17 protein-coding genes are annotated in these 22,237 nt (G+C 68.5%); 10 read left to right on the top strand and 7 right to left on the bottom strand.

Going from position 1 to position 22,237, the window contains the following annotated elements; all coding sequences use genetic code 11:
- Nucleotides 1–80 precede the first annotated feature (80 nt).
- Complete coding sequence (locus ACJ7C5_RS12015; RefSeq protein WP_005421068.1) at nt 81–284, bottom strand: YdcH family protein; 204 nt, start codon at nt 282–284, stop codon at nt 81–83.
- 91 nt (nt 285–375) lie between these two features.
- On the opposite strand from ACJ7C5_RS12015, the gene ttcA reads away from it, so the two are divergent.
- From ttcA to ACJ7C5_RS12030, 3 genes are read left to right on the top strand one after another with little or no spacing between them, the layout of a single operon-like run.
- Nucleotides 376–1,296 (top strand): tRNA 2-thiocytidine(32) synthetase TtcA, encoded by a 921-nt coding sequence (gene ttcA / locus ACJ7C5_RS12020; protein WP_176433107.1) that lies wholly within the window; start codon nt 376–378, stop codon nt 1,294–1,296.
- A 36-nt stretch (nt 1,297–1,332) separates the two neighbouring features.
- Entirely contained in the window at nt 1,333–2,238 is a 906-nt protein-coding gene (locus ACJ7C5_RS12025) for a recombination-associated protein RdgC (RefSeq protein ID WP_005411825.1), read from the top strand.
- Nucleotides 2,239–2,297: 59 nt separating this feature from the next.
- Nucleotides 2,298–3,077, top strand: a complete 780-nt coding sequence (locus tag ACJ7C5_RS12030; protein WP_049430906.1) for a M48 family metallopeptidase — start codon at nt 2,298–2,300, stop codon at nt 3,075–3,077.
- A 411-nt stretch (nt 3,078–3,488) separates the two neighbouring features.
- Here the strand turns inward: ACJ7C5_RS12030 and ACJ7C5_RS12035 are convergent, their stop codons facing one another.
- A complete protein-coding gene (locus ACJ7C5_RS12035; RefSeq protein ID WP_412704017.1) occupies nt 3,489–4,355 on the bottom strand; it encodes a methylglyoxal synthase in 867 nt (288 codons plus the stop codon).
- A 168-nt stretch (nt 4,356–4,523) separates the two neighbouring features.
- Between ACJ7C5_RS12035 and ACJ7C5_RS12040 the strand changes: the two genes are divergently transcribed.
- Complete coding sequence (locus tag ACJ7C5_RS12040) at nt 4,524–6,932, top strand: ATP-binding protein (RefSeq protein ID WP_412704018.1); 2,409 nt, start codon at nt 4,524–4,526, stop codon at nt 6,930–6,932.
- On the opposite strand, the gene ACJ7C5_RS12045 is transcribed toward ACJ7C5_RS12040, so the two are convergent.
- From ACJ7C5_RS12045 to ACJ7C5_RS12055, 3 genes are all read right to left on the bottom strand, one after another.
- Nucleotides 6,918–8,363 carry an FAD-dependent oxidoreductase gene (locus ACJ7C5_RS12045; protein ID WP_412704019.1) on the bottom strand — a complete coding sequence of 482 codons (1,446 nt, stop codon included), beginning with the start codon at nt 8,361–8,363 and terminating at the stop codon, nt 6,918–6,920. The genes ACJ7C5_RS12040 and ACJ7C5_RS12045 overlap by 15 nt on opposite strands.
- A 61-nt stretch (nt 8,364–8,424) precedes the next feature.
- Nucleotides 8,425–12,879, bottom strand: a complete 4,455-nt coding sequence (gene gltB / locus ACJ7C5_RS12050) for a glutamate synthase large subunit (protein ID WP_412704020.1) — start codon at nt 12,877–12,879, stop codon at nt 8,425–8,427.
- 175 nt (nt 12,880–13,054) lie between these two features.
- Nucleotides 13,055–13,444, bottom strand: a complete 390-nt coding sequence (locus ACJ7C5_RS12055; protein WP_012509644.1) for an I78 family peptidase inhibitor — start codon at nt 13,442–13,444, stop codon at nt 13,055–13,057.
- A gap of 111 nt (nt 13,445–13,555) precedes the next feature.
- On the opposite strand from ACJ7C5_RS12055, the gene ACJ7C5_RS12060 reads away from it, so the two are divergent.
- Nucleotides 13,556–14,611 carry a DNA topoisomerase IB gene (locus ACJ7C5_RS12060; protein ID WP_412704021.1) on the top strand — a complete coding sequence of 352 codons (1,056 nt, stop codon included), beginning with the start codon at nt 13,556–13,558 and terminating at the stop codon, nt 14,609–14,611.
- Here ACJ7C5_RS12060 and ACJ7C5_RS12065 read toward each other — a convergent pair.
- The gene (locus ACJ7C5_RS12065) at nt 14,589–14,897 is read right to left on the bottom strand and encodes a hypothetical protein (RefSeq protein WP_094001724.1); all 309 of its coding nucleotides are present in this window, start codon (nt 14,895–14,897) and stop codon (nt 14,589–14,591) included. The two genes, ACJ7C5_RS12060 and ACJ7C5_RS12065, sit on opposite strands and share 23 nt — an antisense overlap.
- 194 nt (nt 14,898–15,091) lie before the next feature.
- On the opposite strand from ACJ7C5_RS12065, the gene ACJ7C5_RS12070 reads away from it, so the two are divergent.
- From ACJ7C5_RS12070 to ACJ7C5_RS12080, 3 genes are all read left to right on the top strand, one after another.
- Nucleotides 15,092–16,198: an SDR family oxidoreductase gene (locus ACJ7C5_RS12070; protein ID WP_412704022.1), complete on the top strand. Its 1,107-nt coding sequence runs from the start codon at nt 15,092–15,094 to the stop codon at nt 16,196–16,198.
- 116 nt (nt 16,199–16,314) lie between these two features.
- Nucleotides 16,315–17,730: an XVIPCD domain-containing protein gene (locus ACJ7C5_RS12075; protein ID WP_412704023.1), complete on the top strand. Its 1,416-nt coding sequence runs from the start codon at nt 16,315–16,317 to the stop codon at nt 17,728–17,730.
- A 3-nt stretch (nt 17,731–17,733) separates the two neighbouring features.
- Nucleotides 17,734–18,549 carry a hypothetical protein gene (locus ACJ7C5_RS12080; protein ID WP_412704024.1) on the top strand — a complete coding sequence of 272 codons (816 nt, stop codon included), beginning with the start codon at nt 17,734–17,736 and terminating at the stop codon, nt 18,547–18,549.
- On the opposite strand, the gene ACJ7C5_RS12085 is transcribed toward ACJ7C5_RS12080, so the two are convergent.
- Nucleotides 18,484–19,605, bottom strand: coding sequence for a serine hydrolase domain-containing protein (locus ACJ7C5_RS12085; RefSeq protein ID WP_412704025.1), 1,122 nt, complete (start codon nt 19,603–19,605; stop codon nt 18,484–18,486). The genes ACJ7C5_RS12080 and ACJ7C5_RS12085 overlap by 66 nt on opposite strands.
- 190 nt (nt 19,606–19,795) lie before the next feature.
- Between ACJ7C5_RS12085 and ACJ7C5_RS12090 the strand changes: the two genes are divergently transcribed.
- Both ACJ7C5_RS12090 and ACJ7C5_RS12095 read left to right on the top strand, forming a co-directional pair.
- Complete coding sequence (locus ACJ7C5_RS12090; protein ID WP_004133922.1) at nt 19,796–20,182, top strand: BlaI/MecI/CopY family transcriptional regulator; 387 nt, start codon at nt 19,796–19,798, stop codon at nt 20,180–20,182.
- A 3-nt stretch (nt 20,183–20,185) separates the two neighbouring features.
- The gene (locus tag ACJ7C5_RS12095; RefSeq protein WP_412704026.1) at nt 20,186–22,168 is read left to right on the top strand and encodes a M56 family metallopeptidase; all 1,983 of its coding nucleotides are present in this window, start codon (nt 20,186–20,188) and stop codon (nt 22,166–22,168) included.
- Nucleotides 22,169–22,237 lie beyond the last annotated feature (69 nt).

Consider the following 22,237-nt stretch of genomic DNA (forward strand, 5'->3'; position numbering starts at 1 on the left):
CGGCGAACAGCATGCCAACCAAGGTTGGCATCTACCGGGGCGAAGCAGTAGATCCACGCCATGCGTGGATGGGCCACCGCTCAGGCCGGTTCGTCGGGAATCTGCAGGCTTTCCAGCCTGGCGATGCAGTCCTTCAGCTGCAGCTTGCGCCGCTTCAGGCGCTTGGCTTCCAGTTCGTCCTCGCCGTTGGCGGCCATGCGGGTGATCTGTTCATCCAGCAGGCGGTGCTCGGCGCGCAGGGCGGCGAGGTGCTCGACGATCTCGGCGGGGCTGTAGGTGTCCACAGCCTCCGAGCATACACAGCGTTGATGACTGCCGGGAGAGGGGAATCCCGACCCCCGGCCGTGGCCGCTCCGAGCCGTTAGAATGGAGCCCATGAGTGCCGTGATTTCCCTTCCCGATCCCCAGCCGCGCGCCGCCCGTGATCCGCGCGTGGCCGAGCGCGAGCAGCACAAGCTGGCCAAGCGCCTGCGCCGCCAGGTCGGCGAGGCGATTGCCGACTTCGGCATGATCGAGGCCGGCGACAAGGTCATGGTCTGCCTGTCCGGCGGCAAGGACAGCTACACCCTGCTGGACGTGCTGCTGCAGCTGCAGAAGAAGGCGCCGGTACCGTTCGAGCTGGTGGCGGTGAACCTGGACCAGAAGCAGCCGGACTTCCCCGAGCACGTGCTGCCGGAATACCTGGCAGGCCTGGGCGTGCCGTACCACATCATCGAGCAGGACACCTATTCGGTGGTCAGCCGGGTCATTCCGGAAGGCAAGACGATGTGCTCGCTGTGCTCGCGGCTGCGTCGTGGTGCGCTGTACAACTACGCCGAAATCCATGGCTTCACCAAGATCGCGCTGGGCCACCACCGCGACGACATGGTGGCCACGTTCTTCATGAACCTGTTCCACCACGCCAAGCTGTCGGGCATGCCGCCGAAGCTGCGCAGCGACGACGGCAAGCATGTGGTGATCCGGCCGCTGGCCTACGTGCGCGAAAGTGACATCGTCGAGTACGCACAGGCACGCCAGTTCCCGATCATTCCCTGCAACCTGTGCGGCAGCCAGGAGAACCTGCAGCGCCGCCAGGTCGGCCTGATGCTGAAGCAGTGGGAAAAGGACCACCCGGGCCGCATCGAGCAGATCGCGCGTGCCATGGGCGAAGTCCGGCCCTCGCAGCTGGCCGACACCACCCTGTTCGACTTCATGGCGCTGGGCCGTCGCGACGACGCGCCGCTGCCCGACGCCCATGCCTGGCTGGCCGGTTCCCCGGCCGACGCCGACGCAGATCCCGAGACGCCCACCGTTTAAGGTCGGTCGCCCTTCCTCTTTGCCATCCGGAATTCCATGTTCTTTCGCAACCTGACGTTCTTCCGTTTCCCGACCACCACCGATTTTTCCGAAGTCGACACCCTGCTGCCGCACGCCCTGCTGAAGCCGGTCGGCGCGCTGGAAATGAATTCGCGCGGCTTCATCTCGCCGTTCGGCCGCGAGGAGAAGGAACTGCTCTCCCACCGCATCGCCGAACACCTGTGGCTGACCGTGGGCGGCGAGGACAAGATCCTGCCGGCGGCGGTGGTCAACGACCTGCTCGAGCGCAAGCTGGAGGAGATCGAGGAGAAGGAAGGCCGCCGCCCGGGTGGCCGCGAGCGCAAGCGCATGAAGGACGACCTGCTGCATGAACTGCTGCCGCGCGCGTTCGTGAAGTCCTCGCGCAACGACGCCTTCATCGACCTGCAGCACGGCTACGTGGCGGTGGATACCTCCAGCCGCAAGACCGGCGAGTACTTCATGTCCGACATCCGCGGCCTGCTCGGCAGCTTCCCGGCGATGCCGCTGAACGCCGAAGTCGCGCCGCGCTCGATCCTGACCGGCTGGATCGCCGGCGAGCCGCTGCCGACCGGGCTGAGCCTGGGCGAAGAGTGCGAGATGAAGGACCCGGTGGAAGGTGGTGCGGTGGTCAAGTGCCAGCACCAGGAACTGCGCTGCGACGAGATCGACAAGCACCTGGACGCCGGCAAGCAGGTGACCAAGCTGGCGCTGATCTTCGAGGACAACCTGTCCTTCGTCATCGGCGACGACCTGATCGTGCGCAAGCTGAAGTTCCTCGACGGTGCGCTGGACCAGCTGGAGCATGCCGACGAAGACGGCCGCCGCGCCGAGTTCGACGCCCGTTTCGCCCTGCAGAGCGCCGAGATCCGCCGCCTGTTCCTGTTGCTGGAAGAAGCCTTCAAGCTCAGCAAGGCTGACTGAACAGGCAGCCCGACGGCCGCCGGTCATCCGGCGGCCCGAAGCGGCGCTATGCTGGGCGCATGAGCCGTCTGCTGCGCCGCCTGATCAGCCCGACCCCGCCCGCCACCGTACAGCGCGACACCGTTCGCCTGCGCCTGGAGGATGCCGAGATCGAGGTACTGCGCGTGCGCGATCCGCGTGCGCGCCGCATCAAGCTGAGCGTGGACGAACGCGGCGCACGCTTGACCCTGCCGCCGCGCGCAAGCCTGGTGATGGGCGAACGCTTTCTGGAACAGCACCGCGACTGGCTGGCGCTGCAGCTGCGCCAGTATCAGGGCCAGGGCCTGCCGGCACCGCTGCAGCCGGGCGAAGACGGTGTGCTGCCCCTGCGCGGCGAACTGCTGCCGCTGCGCTGGCAGGAAGGCCGATACGCGCGCCTGGAGATCGACGCGCACGGCGCCTGTGTGCAGTGGCCGACCCGCGGCGGTGACGCCACCCTGCGCCGTCTGCTACGCGAGTTCTACGAAGCCCAGACCCGCGCCGACGTCGGCCGATGGTTGCCGAAGTACCTGCCCACCCTGCCGCGCGCACCCAGCCGCCTGCGCCTGAAGGTGATGTCCTCGCAATGGGGCTCGCTGGCGCCCGACGGCAGCATGGCATTGGACCTGGCCCTGGTGCTGGGCCGCTCCGACGCGTTCGAGTACGTGCTGGTGCACGAACTCTGCCACCTGATCCAGCCGAATCACTCGCCCGCGTTCTGGCACGAAGTGGAGCAACGCTTTCCCGCCTGGCGCGAACAGCGCGACTACTTCCAGCTGGAAGGGCGCCGCTTGAAAGCCATGCTGCGCCAGCTGTTGTAGAGCCGAGCCGATGCTCGGCTAACGCGCGCAGCGCGGGGTTCCAGTCTTCACGTCGAAGAGCAGCCGAGCATGGCTCGGCTCTACAGAAGAGCGCGCGCAGCGCGCGATCCGCCTCCGCTCTTGTTCTTCTTTCTCTCTTCCGTGGTGAGCGCGGAAACTGTCCGTGGCCGGGCGGGGTGGGTTGCGCAGGGGCGTGAGCCGCATGGATGCGGCGACCGAGCTTACAAGGGTGAAGGCGCTTTGCTTGCGAAGCACTGCTTCGCAAGCGCCTGAACGCACAGCCGCCAGCGGCTGGGCCGGGCCCCGGAGGGGGACTTGCAGCGTCCCCTGCATGGCTCACCCGCCCGGCCAAGCACGGCTTTGCCGTCGGATGCCACCCACCACGAGGGGCTCAGCCGTTGGCCGAAATCCTCACCCCGCCCGCAACGCCGCCGCCGCCGCCCACCGCGCCGCCACCCGCGGCGCCGTAATGCACACCGCCTGGTCGGTCACCGTCGTCACCGCGCGCTCCAGCAGCTGGATATCCGCCTCATGCTGGCGCGCCACATGCGGATCCTCGAAGAAGATCGCGCGCTGGCAACGCCCCTCCAGCACCCGGTCGGCAATCTGCGCATCACCGCCCATCGGGCCGCTCTGGTAGCGCGTCACCCACGGCGTATCACGCGGCCAGCCCCGGCTCCAGGCCAGCTCGTTCAAGCGCTGGCCGGTGGTGCCGGTCGCCACGCGTTCGCCGAACCGGGCCAGCACATCGAAGTGCTCATCGGCGAAGGCCAGCATCGCCGGCTTCATCGCATCGTGCGCTATCAGCGCCAGCGTCTGGCCTTCGAACGCATGCAGGTCGTCGGCGCCGGCATCGGCCGCCAGCCCGGCGTGGATGCGCTCCACCTCGACCCAGTCGCGCGCGGTGGCCACGGTCGAAATGAACGGCTTGCCGTGGATCACGCACTGCCGTTTCAATGCCGTGGCTTCCGGAAACACCGAGGACGGATCGACTGGATCAATCAGATAGATCGCTCCATCCAGTGTCCGATCCGGACCCATCCCGACCACCTCGGCGACCAGCTTCATCAGGCCACCCTCGCGCCCGTAGGGATAGCGGTGCAGGCCCGCATACCCAGCCAGGAAGCCCTGTCGCTCGATCGCGTCATGGGTGCGGCCGACCGCGTGCAGCGACACGCCCAGTTCCCGCAGGCCGGCCTCGCTGCTGAGCAACCAACGGAACAGCGCGGCGCGCGCGTCGTGGTGATGAAGACGGTTGGCAGCCAGGCCGATGCGCATCGAATGCTCCGCAGGTACGGGTGAAGGCGGCAGTGTATGTCGGCATTCCCCTCTCTGGATGCTTTTACAACTTTCTTCATTGCGGCCTGTCCGCACGTCGCTAGCGTGGCAGACAGCGGTACCGCTGCGCGGCCGTGCACTTCCGCCCGCGAAATGAGGATGCCCATCGTGAACGTCGCTGGCCTGCCTGCCGCCGCCGTGGTCCTGGCCTGCCTGTTGCTGCCCGCGACAGCTGCCGCCGCTGGCTGCGAGTCGCCGCTGCGCATCGCCTGGCCCGCCGACCGCGCACCGTTGTCCTCCAGCGAACAGGGCCAGGCGCGCGGGCTCAGCGCGGAGTACCTGGCGCTGCTGGAAGCACAGCGCCCGCTGCAGATGCAGCCACTGCCGGGCGTTGCCGTGGCCGAGGGGGTGTTGCCCCACGACACCCAGGCCCTACTGGGGTGGCCACGTTCGCAGGTGCCCATCGGCTGGGTGGCCAGTGCTCCGTACCTGCAGCTGCCGCAGGTGATCGTGCGGCGCCAGGATGCGCCGCCGGTCATGGGGCTTGAAGCCCTGCGCGGGCGCACCGTGGCCAGTCCCGATCCATTGCCGCTGACTGCGCTGCTGGCCGAGCAGGCGCCGGGTGCGCAGCTGCTGCCACCGGCACCGATCGACGACGCGCTGTCGCTGCTGGGTACCGGCCTGGTCGATGCCGTGATCGCCAATCTCGGCGAGGTCGAGGCCGCGTTGCGCCGCTACCGGGGAGATTCGCTGGTGGTCGCAGCACCGGCGGGAATCGACGATGCGCTGGTGCTGGCCGCCGTGCCCGCCTGTGCCGGTGTCATCAGTGCGTTCGAGCACGCCGCGGCGCAGCTGACTGACACGCAGCGCGAGGCGATCCGCGCAGCCTGGCTGCCGGCCGTGCCACGCAGCCAGTCGTCACCGTCGCCCTTGCGTTGGCTGGTAACCGCCTCGCTGATCGTGCTGGCGCTCGCGCTGGTATATGCCTTCGGCTATTGGCGCGTGCACCGTGAAAGCGCACGCCGCCGCGTGGCCGCGCAACGCCTGCAGGAGGTGACCTCGAATCTGCCGGCGGTGGTCTACCAGGCGCGACGCTCTGCAGCGGGCTACTACAGTTTTCCGCAGATTGCGGGTGACGTGCAGACCTTGTTCGGGATCAGCGTGGAAAATGCGTTGATCAACCAGCAGCGCCTGCTGGCAGCGGTCCACCCCGATGATCGCAATCGGCTGATGGAAGCCGTCGATGCGGCTGCGCTGGCGCGTGGCCCGATCGACGTCACCTTCCGCACGCGATCGCCGCAGGGCTGGCGTTGGGTACGTTCCCATGGACGGCCGCTGTCCTGCGATGACGGCGATGTCGAGTGGAGTGGCTACTGGATCGATGTCAGCGAGGCGCAGTCGCGCACCCGGGCGCTGGCCGAAGCGCGGCGGGAGGCCGAGCAGGTGGCGCAGGCCAAGACCCACTTCCTGGCAACGATGAGCCACGAGATACGCACGCCGATGAGCACCCTGCTGGGCATGCTCGAACGATTGGCTGGCAGCGAGCTGGATCCGGGCCAGCAGCAGGTGCTGGCGACGGTCGGTGATGCAGCGCGGATGTTGCGGCAGATCCTCGACGATGTGCTGCACAGCCAGCGATTCCAGGTTGCGCCGCTGCAGCTGCGGCCCACGGATCTGGGCGCGCTGGTGCGCGCGGTGCAGCAGCTGCTGATGCCGGTCGCAGCCAGCCGCGGCTTGTACCTGCGCGCCGAGCTGGATCCGGCGTTGCAGACTGGATCGCTCGCCGACGGTCTGCGCGTGCGCCAGATCCTGTTCAACCTTGCTGGCAACGCGCTCAAGTTCACCGAGCAAGGGGGCGTGGAACTGCGCGTGCAGGTGCTGCAGCCATTCGATGGCGGCCAGCGCTTGTGCCTGCAGGTGAGCGACAGCGGCGTAGGCATCAGTCCGGAGAGGCAGCAGGCGGTGTTTGCCGCTTACACCCAGGCCGAGGCATCCACAACACGCCGCTTCGGTGGCAGCGGTCTGGGCCTGGCGATCTGCCGCGAGCTGGCCGAGTCTATGGGCGCGCAGCTGCAGCTGCGCAGCACGCCAGGCGGGGGTACCACGGTAAGGATGGAGCTGGAGCTGGCTGGCTGTGCGTTGCCCGCCGAGCCGCGGCCTCTGCCGTTGTCGGCAATGCGGCCACTGTCGCCGGCCCGGGTATTGGCGGCCGATGACCATCCCACCAACCTGCTACTGCTGGAGCAGCGCCTGTGCGAGCTGGGACTGCAGGTGCACGCCTGCGGCGATGGCCGGCAGGCCTTCGAGGCCTGGCAGGCGCAATCGTTCGACCTGGTCATCACCGATTGCCACATGCCGCACATGGATGGCTTCGCGCTGGCGCAGGCGATCCGCGCCGACCCTTGCCCGACGCGTGCGCAGGTGCCGATCATTGCGCTGACCGCCAGCGTGCTGGATCGCACCCGCGAGGCCTGTCGCGCGGCCGGCATCGAGCACTTCCTGGCCAAGCCGGTGGAGACCCACGAACTGCACGCACTGTTGGCCGTGCTGCTGGCGCCGGTATCAGTGGATCAGTAGCCGCACGATACTGGCGGCGGCATCGCGACCCTCGGCCACGGCGGTCACTACCAGGTCGGCACCGCGCACCGCATCGCCACCAGCGAACAGGCGCGGATGGGCGGTCTGGTACGGCAACCGGTCCTTGCCACCGGCGACGATGCGGCCGTTGGACTGGCCTTCCACGCCATGCTCGGACAGCCACGCCGGCAGCGTCGGCGAGAAGCCGAAGGCGATGATCACCACGTCCGCTTCCAGCAGCGATTCGCTGCCTTCGATCGGCACCGCGTTCTGGCGGCCGTTGGCATCGGGTTCGCCGAGGCGGGTTTCGACCACGGTCACGCCGATCACTTCGTCGTCGGCACCGGCTTCGATCGACAGCGGCTGGCGGTTGAACAGGAAACGCACGCCCTCCTCGCGTGCGTTGGCCACCTCGCGCGCACTACCGGGCATGTTGGCCTCGTCGCGGCGATAGGCACAGGTGACCTTGGCCGCGCCCAGGCGCACCGCGCTGCGCACGCAGTCCATGCCGGTATCGCCACCACCGAGCACCACCACGCGCTTGCCGTTGAGATCGGGCAGGGCGATGGTGTCTTCCCAGCCGGCGATCGGCCGGCCTTTCGGATCATCGCCGCCGACGATGCGGCTGTTCTGCACCAGGAACGGCAGCGCCGGCAGCACGCCCTTCAGGTCCTGGCCGTCGAGGCCGCCATCGGTGTAACGGTAGGCGCCAGTGCCGACGAACACCGCATCGTGGGAGTCCAGCAGCTGCTGCACGCTGAGGTCGCGTCCGATCTCCACGCCGAGGCGGAACTGCACGCCCATGCCCTCCAGCACTTCGCGGCGGCGATGGATCACGTCCTTGTCCAGCTTGAAGCTGGGAATGCCGAACTGCAGCAGGCCGCCGATCTGCTCGTAGCGGTCGTAGACCACGGCGGAAATGCCGGCGCGTGCGAGGCGATCGGCGCAGGCCAGGCCGGCCGGACCAGCGCCGATCACCGCCACGCTGTGGCCGGTTGGCTGCACTGCGTCCAGATCCGGACGCCAGCCGCTGGCCAGCGCGGTATCGACGATGTACTTCTCCACCGCACCGATGGTGACCGCGCCGAACTCCTCCAGCGTGCAGCTGCCTTCGCACAGGCGGTCCTGCGGGCAGACGCGGCCGCAGACTTCCGGCAGCGGGTTGGTGCTGTGGCACAGCGTGGCCGCTTCGTGGATGCGGTTCTCCTGCACCAGCTGCAGCCACTGCGGAATGGCGTTGTGCACCGGGCACTTCCAGCTGCAGTAGGGGTTGCCGCAATCCAGGCAGCGACCGGCCTGGTACTGGGCATCTTCCTTGCCGAACTTTCCATACAGCTCGCCCCAGTCGCCGGACGTGCGCAGTTCCACCGGGATGCGCTGCGGCATGGTGCGGGGCAGGTCGAGGAACTGGAAGGCGTGCTTGCGGCTCATGGCGGGCTCTGGAATGCAAGGGGGAACGTTGCCGGCCAGCGGCCGGCACTACCGGAAAACATCACGCAGCGCGGCGCAGGGTTTCGGTCAGCGACTCGATGCTGGCGGCCTTGGGTTTGACCAGCCAGAACTTGCCGATGTAATCGCGGAACTCGTCCAGGATCTGCTGCGCCCAGATGCTGCCGGTCAGCTCGCGATGACGACCGATCAGGCGGTGCAGGTGCTGGCGGTAGTTCTCGAACCCTTCGGCCGACACGCGATGGATGTCGATCAGCTCGTGGTTGTAGCGGTCGACAAAATCGCGGTCCACGTCCAGTACGTAGGCCAGGCCGCCGGTGAAGCCTGCACCGAAGTTCAGGCCGACCTTGCCCAGCACCAGTACCACACCGTCGGTCATGTACTCGCAGCAGTGGTCACCGGCACCTTCGACCACCGCCAGCGCGCCGGAATTGCGCACCGCGAAGCGTTCGCCCGCGCGGCCGGCGGCAAACAGCTCGCCCCCGGTGGCGCCGTACAGGCAGGTGTTGCCGATGATGGCGGTGCTGCGGGCCTCAAAGCGCGCGCCGCGCGGCGGGCGCACCACCAGGCGGCCGCCGGCCATGCCCTTGCCGACGTAGTCGTTGGCTTCACCCTCCACTTCCAGGTGCAGGCCACCCACGTTGAACGCGCCAAAGCTCTGCCCGGCGCTGCCGCGGAAGCGCAGTTCCAGCGGCGCTTCGGCCATGCCCTGGTTGCCATGCGCACGCGCCACCGCACCGGCCAGGCGGGTGCCGATGCTGCGGTCGGTGTTGTGGATCAGGAAGCGGTGTTCACCGCCGCGCTTGTGCTCGATGGCCGGCGCCAGCAGGCCGTCCATCTGCGTGGCCAGGCTGTCCGGCGATTCGTACAGGCGTTGCGCCGCGCAGTGGCTGCCCTCGTAGCGGCTGTCGGCCAGCAGGCGCGACAGATCCACGCGCACGCCCTCGCGCGGCGCGGCGTCGATCTGCCGCAGCAGGTCGGTACGGCCCACGATCTCTTCCAGCGAACGCGCGCCCAGGTAGGACAGCCAGCCACGCACTTCCTCGGCCAGCAGGCGGAAGAAGTTCTCCACGCGCTCGGGCTGGCCGGTGAAGTGGTTCTCGCGCAGGCGCTCATCCTGGGTGGCCACGCCGGTGGCGCAGTTGTTGAGGTGGCAGATGCGCAGGTACTTGCAGCCCAGCACGATCATCGGCGCGGTGCCGAAGCCGAAGCTGTCCGCGCCCAGCAGCGCGGCCTTGACCACGTCCAGGCCGGTCTTCAGGCCGCCATCGGTCTGCAGCAGGGTACGCCCGCGCAGGTCGTTGGCCAGCAGCGCCTGATGCGCTTCGGCCACGCCCAGCTCCCACGGCACGCCCGCATAACGGATCGAGCTGACCGGCGAGGCGCCGGTGCCGCCGTCATGGCCTGAGATGGTGATCAGGTCCGCACCGGCCTTGACCACGCCCGCCGCAATCGTTCCGACGCCGGCATGGCTGACCAGCTTCACCGACACCAGCGCGGTCGGGTTGACCTGCTTGAGGTCGTAGATCAGCTGCGCCAGGTCCTCGATCGAATAGATGTCGTGGTGCGGCGGCGGCGAAATCAGGCCGATGCCCGGACGCGCATAGCGCAGCCGTGCGATCAGCTCGTTGACCTTGTGGCCGGGCAGCTGGCCGCCCTCGCCGGGCTTGGCGCCCTGCGCGACCTTGATCTGCAGCACCTCGGCATTGACCAGATATTCAGCGGTGACGCCGAAACGGCCCGAAGCCACCTGCTTGATCTTGCTGCGCTTTGTGGTGCCATAGCGGGCGGGATCCTCACCGCCTTCGCCGGAATTGCTGCGACCACCGAGGCGGTTCATCGCAATGGCCAGCGCTTCATGCGCTTCCGGCGACAGCGCGCCGAGGCTGATGGCGGCGGTGTCGAAGCGCGGGAACAGTTCGCTGGCCGGGGCCACCTCGTCCAGCGGTACCGGCGTGGCCGCCGGCACCAGTTCCAGCAGGTCACGCAGCGCCGACGGCGGGCGCGCATGCACCGCATCGCAGTACTGCTGCCACGCACGCGGGTCACCGCTGCGCGCCGCGCGCTGCAGGGTGGTCACCACGTCCGGGTTGTACATGTGGTACTCGCCGCCGTGCACGTACTTCAGCAGGCCGCCCACGTCCACGTCCTGCTGCTCGTCCCAGGCCTGCGTGCACAGTTCGCGCGCGTCGGCATCCAGGCGCGCGAAACCGGCACCACCGATGCGCGAGGCGGTATCCGGGAAGCACAGGTCCACCACTTCAGGTTCCAGGCCGATGATCTCGAACAGCTGCGCGCCGCGGTAGCTGGCCACGGTGCAGATGCCCATCTTCGAGATGATCTTGGACAGGCCCTTGTAGACGCCCTTGCGGTAGCGGCGGCCGATCTGCGACTGCTCGCCACCCTTGCTGAGCTTGAGGATGCCGCGGCGGCCCAGGTCGAACAGGGTCTGGTAGGCCAGGTACGGGTACACCGCGGTGGCACCGAAGCCGAGCAGGCAGGCCATGTGGTGCGGATCGCGCGCGGTGCCGGTCTCGACGATCAGGTTGACGTCGCAGCGCAGGCCCAGGCGCGAGAGGTGATGGTGGATGGCGCTGGTGGCCAGCAGGGCGTGCACCATCGGCCGCCCGGCCACCGGGTAGCGGTCGGACAGCAGCAGCATCACCATGCCCTCGCGGGCAGCCTGTTCGGCCTCGGCGCAGATGCGCTCGATGCCGGCGCGCAGGCCTTCGTCCTCGCTGTAGGACAGGTCGAGCAGGCGGTTGGCCTGCACGTACTGGTCCATCTTCAGCAGCTGGCGCAGCTTGCGCTGGCTCAGCACCGGCGAATTGAGGATGACGTGGTTCACCGTTTCCGGGCCGGCATGGAAGATGTTGGTCTCCTTGCCGAGCTGGGTGGACAGCGACATCGCGCAGTCTTCGCGTAGCGGGTCGATCGGCGGGTTGGTGACCTGCGCGAAGGCCTGGCGGAAATAGTCGTACAGCGGACGGCTGCGCTGGCTCAGCACCGCCATCGGCGTGTCGTCGCCCATCGAGCCGGTGGCTTCCTGCTCGGTCTCGGCCAGCGGCCGCAGCACCTGCTCCACTTCCTCGCTGCTGAGCTGGTACAGCTTGTGGTAGCTGCGCAGGGTGCCTTCGTCGAAGGGCTCTTCCACCAGCGAGGGGTCGATCAGCTCGGTCTGCAGGTAGGTCACGCCCTGCTGCAGCCACTGCTTGTACGGCGCGCGGCCACGGTTGATGCGGTCGATGGCTTCGGAGTCGAGCAGGTCGCCGCGCTTGAGGTCGATGGCGATCATCTCGCCCGGGCCGAGCTTGCCCTTGCGAACCACGCGCTCGGTCGGCACTTCCCACACGCCTGCTTCGGAGGCGACCAGGAAGTGGCGATCGGCGGTCAGCATCCAGCGCGCCGGGCGCAGGCCGTTGCGGTCGAGGGTACACACGGCGTAGCGGCTGTCGCAGGCGACGATGCCGGCCGGGCCATCCCACGGCTCGCTGTTCAGGCCGTGGAACTCGTAGAAGGCCGCCAGGTCAGGGTCCTTGAACTCCAGCGACTGCGTGGCCGGCGGCACCAGGATGCGCAGCGCCTGGATCAGCTCCATGCCACCGGCGACCATCAGCTCCAGCATGTTGTCCAGGCTCTGCGAATCGGAGCCATGCATGGAGATGACCGGGTCGAATTCACCGATGTCGAAGCGCGGCGTCTTCCACACCTTGCTGCGCGCCTGTGCCCAACGCCGGTTGCCTTCAATGGTGTTGATCTCGCCGTTGTGGGCGAGCATGCGGAACGGGTGCGCCAGCGGCCAGCGCGGCAGCGTGTTGGTGGAGAAGCGCTGGTGGAACACGATCGCGCTGGAGGCCAGTTCGCGGCGCTGCAGGTCCAGGAAAAAGCGGCTCAGCTTGTCCGGCAGCACCATGCCCTTGTAGCTGATCGCATCCGGGGTGAGGGTGGTGACGTAGAAATCGGCATGCTCGCGCAGCTGCTGTTCGCTGCGACGGCGGGCCAGGAACAGCGCCAGTGCGAAACCGGCATCATCCTGACCGACGCCGGCATCGACGAATACCTGTTCGATGCGCGGCAGCGTATCGCGCGCCAGCTGGCCGCAGACGCTGTCATCGGTGGGTACCTCGCGCCAGCCGGCGACCTTGCAGCCCACCGCTTCCACCTGCGTCTGCAACTGCGCGCGGCAGGCCTGCGCTGCGTCGGCGTCGTGCGGCAGGAACACCAGGCCGGCGGCGAAGCGTGCGGAGACCGCGATGTCGGCTTCGCTGGCCAGCAGTTTCAGGAAGGCATCGGGGCGGCGCAGCAGCAGGCCGCAGCCATCACCGGTCAGGCCATCGGCGGCGACACCGCCACGGTGGGTCATGCGCGAAAGCGCGGCGATGGCGGTATCAACCAACAGGCGCGATGGTTGATCGTCGAGCTGGGCGACCATGCCAAATCCACAGGCATCGCGCTCGGAGCGCGGGTCGTAAAGCCCTTGGCGGTTGCGGGGGGCCATCTCTACCTCGATGCGGAATGAATTGAACGGGGACACTCAAGCCCGCTCAATCCCTGGAGCGCATCATGAGGCCACCGGATGCCTCGACTAGATCACAGGTTGCTGCAGCGCCGCAATACACGGTTGCAGGTGCAACAGAAAGCGCCGGCAGCCCTGTGCCGGCGCCGGGTCGGACTCAGCCGCAGCGCGCGCCGCTGACTGCACCCTTGTCGTCCACTTCGATGTTCAGGCGGTCGCCGAGGAACTCCATCGTGGCCACGTCGTTGGGCTTGAGCACGCGCACCTGGCTGGCGCCGGCGTCTTCCTGCGCCTGCTTGCCCAGGGCATCGGTGTAGGCCTGGCCGACCAGGCTCTGCACCTGGCTGGCGTCGCAGGTGCCGACCGGCGGTGCCTCGGTGGCCTTGCCGGCGTCGTCGGCCGGCGCCTTGGCGGCTTCGGCGGCCTGCTGGGCGTGAGCCGTGGCCGAATCCTGTTCATCCAGCGCCGGTGCCTGGCAGGCGGTCAGGGCCAGCACGGCCGGCAGCAACAGGGCGGAGAGCGAACGGGCGCGAATCGGGAACGACATCATGACTCCGGAAGGGGTTGTGAAGACCCGAGCATAGCGGCGAACCGGCCCTCACGTGTTTGTCTTGTGTTATCGACAGGATCGCGGCATGGCGACGGCGACACTACAGGCATGCCAACACCCTCCACCCCCGAACGACAGGCCGCGCGCGCGGCCGGCCTGCGCTATGTCGACGACACCCAGCCGGGCATCAGCCGGCGCCGCGCCGGCAAGGGTTTCAGCTACCGCGATGCTGATGGCCACGCGATACGCGACGCCACCACCCTGCAGCGCATCCGTGCACTGGCGATTCCGCCGGCGTATACCGCCGTGTGGATCTGCGCCCACGCCAACGGCCACCTGCAGGCCACCGGCCGCGATGCGCGCGGACGCAAGCAGTACCGCTACCACGCCGATTGGGCCAGGGAGCGCGACGCTGGCAAGTTCGACCGCATCATCGCCTTTGGCGAGGCGTTGCCCACGCTGCGGCGGCGGTTGACGCGCGACCTCAAGCGACCAGGCTTTCCGCGGGAGAAAGTGCTGGCGGTGGTGGTGGCGCTGCTGGCCGACACCCTGGTGCGGGTCGGCAATGAAACCTATGCACAACAGAACCGTTCGTTCGGACTGACCACACTGCGCAACCGCCATCTGGAGCTGCTGCGCGGCGGCCGGGTGCGCATGCGCTTCCGTGGCAAGTCCGGCCAGCTGCAGGAAGTGACCGTGGGCGATCGCAGGCTGGGACTGCTGGTACGGCGCCTGCAGCAGTTGCCCGGGCAGGCGCTGTTCCAGTACCGCGATGAGGACGGCACGCCACAGCCTGTGGACTCCGGCGCGGTGAACGACTACCTGCGAGAAGTGATGGGCGAGGACTTCACTGCCAAGGATTTCCGCACCTGGGGCGGCACCGTCGCGGCGGTGCAGGCGTTTGCTGCCACCGAGCTGCCGGAACCGGCCAGCCAGCGCGCGCTGGCGCAGGCGCAGCGCGCGGTGGTGTGCGAAGTGGCATCGCTGCTGGGCAATACCCCGGCGGTATGCCGCAAGGCCTACATCGACCCGTGCGTGTTCGCCGGCTGGGAGCGCGGCGAACTGGCGAAGCTGGCCGGCCTGCGTGGGCCGCGCCAGTGGGAACAGGCCACCCTGCGCGTGCTGCGCAGGGCGCGCAGGCTCAGCCGCAGTAGATCGCGGTGATGTTGTTGGTGCGGCCCTTCTCGATGGTCAGGCGGTCGCCGCCCTCGCTGGCCGGCGGCACCCGCGGACCGTCGTGGCGCAGCACCCGCACGTGCAGGCTGTCGCTGTCCACGCGGGCGCGGGCCACGGTGGCATCCGAAGCGGCCAGGCCCAGTGCGCCGCGCACCATGTCGCTGTGGCACTGCCCGGAAATGACGCCGTCGATCGGCTGCACCTGGGCCACCGGCGAGCTGCTGCAGGCGGCGAGGGAAAAGCAGACGACGGCGGTGGTGATGGCATGTTTCATGGAGGCGTTCCTTGTGTGGTTGCGTGCAGCGTGCGATGCCGCACGTGGTGGCGGAATGAATACCGTGCACATCGTGGACACGGTGCGCTCACTGCCGCCAACAGCATAGGTGGAGACACTGCAGGAGCGGCGGATGCCGCCCCGGGTAGTGCCGGCCGCTGGCCGGCAACCCCATTCCCCCCGAGGAGACCTGCATGGCCACCGCCAAGAAGACCCCCGTCCGCCGCAAGGCATCGCCGAAGGTGCGCAAAGGCAGCACCGCAACCAAGACCGTCGCCGACCCCTCTCGCCCGCGGGTGGTGAAGACCGCAACCCGCAAGGCGGCGGCCAGCGATCCACGGGCAGCGCGCGTCGCGGCCCGACAGCGACGCCTGCAGGACCAGGAGAAGGCCAAGGACGTGCGCGCAGCGAAAAAGGCCACAAAGAAGCCCGCAACCCAGGCCGGCACACGCCGGCAACCGGAGGCGATGCCGGCGCAGCAGCTGGCCAAGCCCGGGCATGAACACGAACTGGAGTTGGCGCCGCGTTTCCTTGCACCGGACTACGCCGGCAGCGGCAAGCTGCAGGGCATGCGCGCGATTGTCACCGGTGGCGATTCCGGCATCGGCCGTGCGGTGGCGGTGCTGTTCGCACGCGAAGGCGCCGACGTGGCGGTGTTGCACCTGGACGAGGCCGAAGATGCCGACATCACCCGCCAGCACGTGGAGCGCGAAGGCGGCCGCTGCGTGGTGATCGCCGGTGATGTGCGTGACCCGCGCTTCTGCAACAAAGCGGTCAAGCAGGTGGCCAAGGCCTTCGGCGGTATCGACATCCTGGTCAACAATGCTGCTTTCCAGCTGCATTGCGAACGCCTGGAGGATCTGGAGGACGCGCATCTGCAGGAAACCCTGCAGACCAACATCGGCGGCTACATCCAGATGGCGCGGGCGGTGCTGCCGCACTTGGGCGAGGGTGCCAGCATCATCAACACCGGCTCGGAAACCGGCATTTTCGGCAGCAAGGCGCTGATCGATTATTCGGCCACCAAGGGCGCCATCCATGCCTTCACCAAGGCGCTGGCCAGCCAGCTGCTGCCGCGTGGCATCCGGGTCAACTGCGTGGCGCCGGGGCCGGTGTGGACGCCACTGAACCCGGCCGACAAACAGGCCGAGGACGTCGCCGAGTTCGGCAAGGACAGCGATATGGGCCGGCCTGCACAGCCCGAAGAGTTGTCACCGGCCTATGTGTTCCTGGCCTCGCCGGTCTGTGCCAGTTACATCAGCGGGGTAATCCTGCCGGTGATGGGCGGCCCACGGGGATGAGTGATGGCGTGATCTGCCTGAATGCGGCGTGGGAGCGAGGGTGTGCGGTGCGTCAAAAGCCCCAGCGGGCGGCTGGGGTAGGCTGACCCTGTACTGATCACGCCCAAGGACCGACCATGCCTGAGATGGATATCAACGCGGCGGCCAATGAAGTCGTCGCGCTTTTACGACAGAACGACGCGCGCGGTGCCGCCGTTCGCCTGGAGGCCCTGCACGACGGCCAGAGTGTCGTGGTGCAGGAATCGCTGGATCGCTACATTTCGGCGCGTGCCGCCACCGAACTCGAGGCGTTGCGACGCAGCGGTGGTGTTGCCGCAGCGGATGCGGCCACGGTGAACCCGATGCTGGATCGTCTGGGCGAGGCGACGCGGCCACCGCGGATGCCCGATGCGGCAGAGACCGCAGCGCTGAGCCAGGCCCAGCAGTACGATGTGTATGGCAGCATCGTGGCCCAGCGCGGCAACACTGCGGCGAATGACGCGATGGCAACGCAGGACCGCGTGGTGCTGGGGCTGCGCGACGAGAACCGCACCACCGAGGCGCGCGGGCGTGGCGTCTACGACGACCGCATCGTGGTGCTGTGGAAGGATGCGCAGGGCCACGGCCATGTGCGTGAGTTCAACCAGGCCACGACCGAGCCGACTGCCCAGTACGACGGCCATGCCAAGACCACGCCGCGCAGCCCGGGCTTCGGCAACGTGGCACCGCGTATCAAGACCGAGGGTGAGGACGTCAACGGCGACCGGGTCAAGGACCTGGGGCGCCTGGGCGAGGGCACCACCGAGATGCGCGCAACGACCCATCCGCGCAATGGCCATCCCGATGAGTTTGCGCTGCGCCCCTCGCAGGATGCGATCACCGCAGGCGCCGGACGGGTGGAGCGTGACAGCAATGGCGACGGCTGGTTCGATGCGCGCGATACCCAGGGCGTGCAGGACCTCAACGACACCTTCAAGATCCATCGTGGCAGCCGCTCCAACACCGATTCGGCCGGCTGCCAGACCATCGGCGGCGGCGAGTACGACGACTTCGTGTCGACGGTGCGCGGCACGCCCGGGCAGAACCGTTGGCAGTACGTGCTGACCTCGGTTGCCCCCGGCCAGGCGCGCGAGCTGGGGCAGGAGGTGCCGCTCGCGGCCACTGACGATCCCCGTCAGCCGCAGCATCGCGATCATGCCCTGCAGCAGCAGATCAGCACGCGCCTGCAGGCCCTGGGCGGACGCTACGCCGAGCATGCCGATGACTACAGTCTGGTGATGCTGCGCGAAGCGAAGGCCGCGGGCATCACCCGGGTCGACCAGATCGTGGCCAGCAATCCCAGTGCTGGACGCGCGGCGGGCGAGACACTGTTCCTGGTGCAGGGCAGTCCGGGCGATCCTGCGGCGCTGCGCGCAGGGGTCAATGCAGCCGAGGTGCGCGAGACTGCGGTGGAAGCCAGCCTGCGTCAGCTGCAGCAGCAATCACGCGAACAGGCGGCACCCACCCCCGCGCCTGCACACCTGCAGGAAGCGCCGGCGATGGGAGGGCGTTGAGCGATGATCCGATCACACCTGATGCCGGGCGTTTCGTTGATGCTGTTGCTGGCCTGCAGCGCCTGCGCGCCCGCTGGGGAACACGTCGCGCCGGTAGCAGCACCCACCGCCAGCCCGGCGGCGAAACCGGAGGCCTTGCCTGCGCAGACCCTGCCCGCTGATCGGGGATTGCCCGCACTGCCGGAAGCCTCCGGCAGCGCCCATCCCGGCGGTCGCTACGCTGCGCTGCCCGAACCTGCCAGGCAGGTGCTGGCGCAGTTGAAGTGCAACGTGGAGGGCGCCAGCAAGGTGCAGGTACTTTCCATTCCCGCGCAGGATGGCCAGCAGGATTTCATGGTCACCGATCGCAGCGGGCCGCGTTTCCGCTACTGGATGCGGTCGTTCTCCGGCCGTGGCGGTACCACCGGGTATCTGGTGCAGCTGCAGGACTGCCCGGCAACCACCATGGGCATGCGCGCCTATATCGCACAGGGAGCCGCACCGCTGCAGGATGTCACCGCGTCGTTGCTGGCGCAGGCCGAGCTGCCCGACGCGGCGACCATGACGGCTTACCAGGACAAGGGCGCGGGTGATCTGTTCGCCTTCATCGGGGCGCTGGACAAGGTGCCGGTGCTGCGCTGGGTGGCCGAAGCCGACCCCGAACAGCCACTGGCCGTCGATGCGCGCAGCTTCGACCATGGCAATGCCATCCACGGCGGTTTCCTGCGCTGGAACCAGGATCACTTCGAAGTGGCCAGGACCGTACCGGCCGCCCTATGGCCCTGCGATGACAGCCCGTTGCTGCCGTGCAAGGGCGACCCGTTCGTGAGCGGGCGGTGAGGCGTCACGCGCGTAGAAATCGGCAATGCGGGGGATGAACTGCTGTGGATTGGCGCCGACCAGATTGGTCAGAACCACCACCGCCACGCCGCGCTCGGGATAGACCACGAAGGCCGAGCGCGCACCGCCGATACCCGCCACCTGAAGGTCGGGCGATGCGCGTAGTACCGGCCAGCCACCCGCCCACGGGCCGGCACGGCCATCCGCCAGGCGCTCCGCGCTCCACATCCGCCGCAGGGCCGTCTCCGGCAGCAGGCGGCCTTCGGTCAACGCAACCAGCCAGCGCGCGGTGTCGTCGGCGGTGGTGAGGATGCCGCCGCCGGCCCACAGCGAAGGCGGCATGTCGTAGAACCAATGCGACAGGCGGGACGGTGCATCCGCAGCGTCGGTGGCACGCGGGGCCAGGCTGTACATCGTCGCCGCATCCGGAATCAGGTCGTAGCTGTCGCCGAAGGTGGTGCGGGCCATGCGCGCGCTGCTGAACTGGCCGGTGGCGAGGAAACGTTCGTAGGGCATGCCGGATTGCTGCGCGATGATCCGTGCCAGCAGCACATAGTTGGTCTGGTTGTAGGCGAAGCGCTGCCCGGGTGCCGCTTCAAGCGGCCGAGCAGTGACGGCTGTCCACGCCTGCGCTTCGGAGCCACCGCCCAGCAGTCCGTTCGCATCAAGGATGTCCGGAAGGCCTGAGGTATGCGCAAGCAACTGGCGTACGCGTACGTCTCTCCACGCTGGTGGAAGATCATCCAGGTAACGCGAGGCCGGCGCGTCCAGATCCAGCTGCCCCTGCTGCGCCAGCTGCGCGGCCGCCACGCCGGTGAATGCCTTGGTGGCCGAATTGAGCGGGAAGCGGGTGTCGCGCGAGGCAAGTACGCCGTTCTCGACATTGGCCAGGCCATAGGCTTCTGACAGCACGATCTGTCCCTGCTTGACCACGGCGACCTGCAGCCCGGGGATGCGTTGCTCCAGCATGATCTGGCGGATCAGCCGGCGGGTCTGGTCGTTGGCCTGGTCCTGGCTGGCAGAGATGGCGGCGAAGGGCAGGGCACTGATGAGCATGAGCACGACTCGAAGCGTTGGGCGGAACATGCGGGATTCCGGCGGGGCGTCGAGGATCGGATGCAGGCGGCGCGTCAAAGGTTTAAGCGCTCGGTGCCCCTACCGTTCGTCGGCCCATGACTTCCGGGGGGTTGACTACAGCTGTCGTCAAGCTGACATTGACGACACGTGTAGTCAAGGGAGCGGTGTCATGCGTGGCAAGACGATCGGGGACCAGGAGCTGGCCCTGCTGCAGTACATCGATGAACATGCGCCGGCCAGCGTCGGCGAGGTCGCCAGTGGCTACGGCGAGGCCCGTGGCCTGGCCCGGTCCACCGTGCTGACGATGATGGAGCGGCTGCGGGCGAAGGGGTATCTTCGTCGCCAGCAGCAGGACGGCGTCTACCGCTACCAGGCCACCCGTGGCCCGGAAAGCGTGCTGCAGGGTGCAGTGGCCCAGTTCGTCGACAACACGTTGCAGGGCTCGGTGTCGCCGTTCGTGGCCTACCTGTCGCAGCGCCAGCAGGTCAGCGACAACGAGCTGGCCGAGCTGGAAGCGCTGGTCGCCGAACTCCAATCGCGCCGCCACGAGGGCTGAGCCATGGACACCACGATGCTGATCCCGTTGTTGGAACGGCTGGGCTGGACCAGCCTGCAGACCGTGCTCCTGGTCGCCCTGGTGTACGGCGTGTGCCGCGCACTGCCGTCGCTGTCGGCGGCCACCCGCTGCCGCCTGTGGTGGCTGGTATCGCTGCAGGCCGTGCTCGGCCTGTTCTGGAGCCAGCCGCTGCAGCTGGCCTGGCTGCCGGCACCGCAGGCGGTGGCGATGACCGCCACTGACGTTGCCGCAGATCTGGTCTACCCGCTGGCGCCGGAAGCCTCGGCGCAGCTGCTGGCGACGATGCCGGTGCCTGCGGCGGACGTGCCGGCAGTTGCGTGGTGGGCCGTTGCACTGGCTGCGCTGTGGGCGTCCGGTGTGCTGCTGATGGCCCTGCGCACCTTCGGTGAGTGGCGCCGCTGCCGGGCGCTGCTGGCCGCCGCCTATCCCTGCGAGGACGAGGCGCTGGTGCAGGCGCTGCAGCTGGCCTCCGACGCCCACGGTGTGCGCCCTGCGCCGCGGCTGTGGATGAGCACGCAGGTGGACGCACCGCAGCTGGTTGGGCCGTTCCGCCCGGTGCTGCTACTGCCGGCCGGCGACAATGCACTGCAGGGTGATGCGCTGGACCTGGCACTGACCCACGAACTGCAGCACCTGCAGCGGCGTGACCTGCAGTGGGGCCTGCTGCCCGCACTGGCCCAGCATCTGTTCTTCTTCCACCCGCTGCTGCGCCTGTCGGTGCGCGAATACGCACAGGCCCGCGAGGAAGCCGTGGATGCGGCCGTGGTCGGCCAGCACGGCGCCAGCCGCCAGGCTTATGGTCGCCTGCTGCTGCAGCTGGGCGTGGCACCGCAGCCGCAACTGGGCGTGGCGAGTGCTGCACCGAACACCACCAGCCTCAAGCGCCGCCTGCTCTCGCTGCAGCCGCGTCGGGCCTGCCCGCGCATCCTGGCGATGGCGCTGACCGCTGTGGTGGTGGTGGTGGGCGTGGCGCCGATGCGACTGGTCGCAGCGCCGGTGCCGCCGGCTCCGCCCGCACCTCCGGCCGCCCCGAAGGCTGTGGTGCCGCCGTCGCCGAAGGCTCCGCCTGCACCCCCGTCGTCCGCGCGTGTGCCGGCCGTGCCGGTGGCGCCTGCTGCGCCCGCCGAACCGGCCGATGTGGAAGAACCGTCCGGTCCTGACGATGCCGACGTGGCTTACGTCGACGATGCCGCTGGCATGGATGAGGACCATGACGGCACGACGTCCACCACCACGTCCATCACCACCTACGGTCGCCTCGATCTGGGCAAGTCGCCCCCGGAGGCCTACGTGCTGGTCGATGGTGATTCGACCTTCGCCAACGGTGGCATCGACGACGTTACGGTGGCCCGCAGGCAGCTCGGCAAGGGCCCGGCGCTGTGGTTCCGCCAGGGCGACAAGCGCTATGTAGTACGTGACCCTGCGCTGATCCAATCGATGCAGCGCGCCTATGCGGGTGCATTCGAGCTGGGGCGTCAGCAGAGCGAGCTCGGCCGCCAGCAGAGTGCACTGGGTCGCCAGCAGGGCGAACTCGGCAAGCAGATGGGCGCGATGGGCCGTCTGCAGAGCGAGGAGGCACGCCGCATCGCACTGGCCGCCGCCGAGGTAGCGCGTAGCGCGATGGCCGCCCACGACATCAACCGTGAGGCGGCTGCGGAAGCGGCGAAGGCGGCGCGCGGTGCGACCAGCGATATGGCCGTTGCGCGTGAGGCTGCACGCGAGGCCGCCGCCGAGGCACGTCGTGCGATGCAGGAAGCCCGCAGCGAGGCCGCACAGTCCGGCCGCAGCCGTGACATGCAGCGTCTGGCCAGCCAGCAGTCTGAACTGGCCAGCCGCCAGGCGGCACTGGGCAGCCAGCAGGCCGCGCTGGGCGAGCGCCAGGCACGCGTGCATGCGCAGGCATCGCAGCAGGCGCAGCAGGTGATCGCGCGCGCACTGGCCAGCGGCAAGGCCGAGCGACTCTGATCGGTAGTGGCGGCCCGCGGCCCGCCCCACCCCCGGGACAAAAACCCCCCCAGGCGCGCGCGAGCCCGG

The organism is Nocardiopsis yanglingensis, from assembly GCF_045809185.1.
Classification (GTDB): Bacteria; Pseudomonadota; Gammaproteobacteria; order Xanthomonadales; family Xanthomonadaceae; genus Stenotrophomonas; species Stenotrophomonas yanglingensis.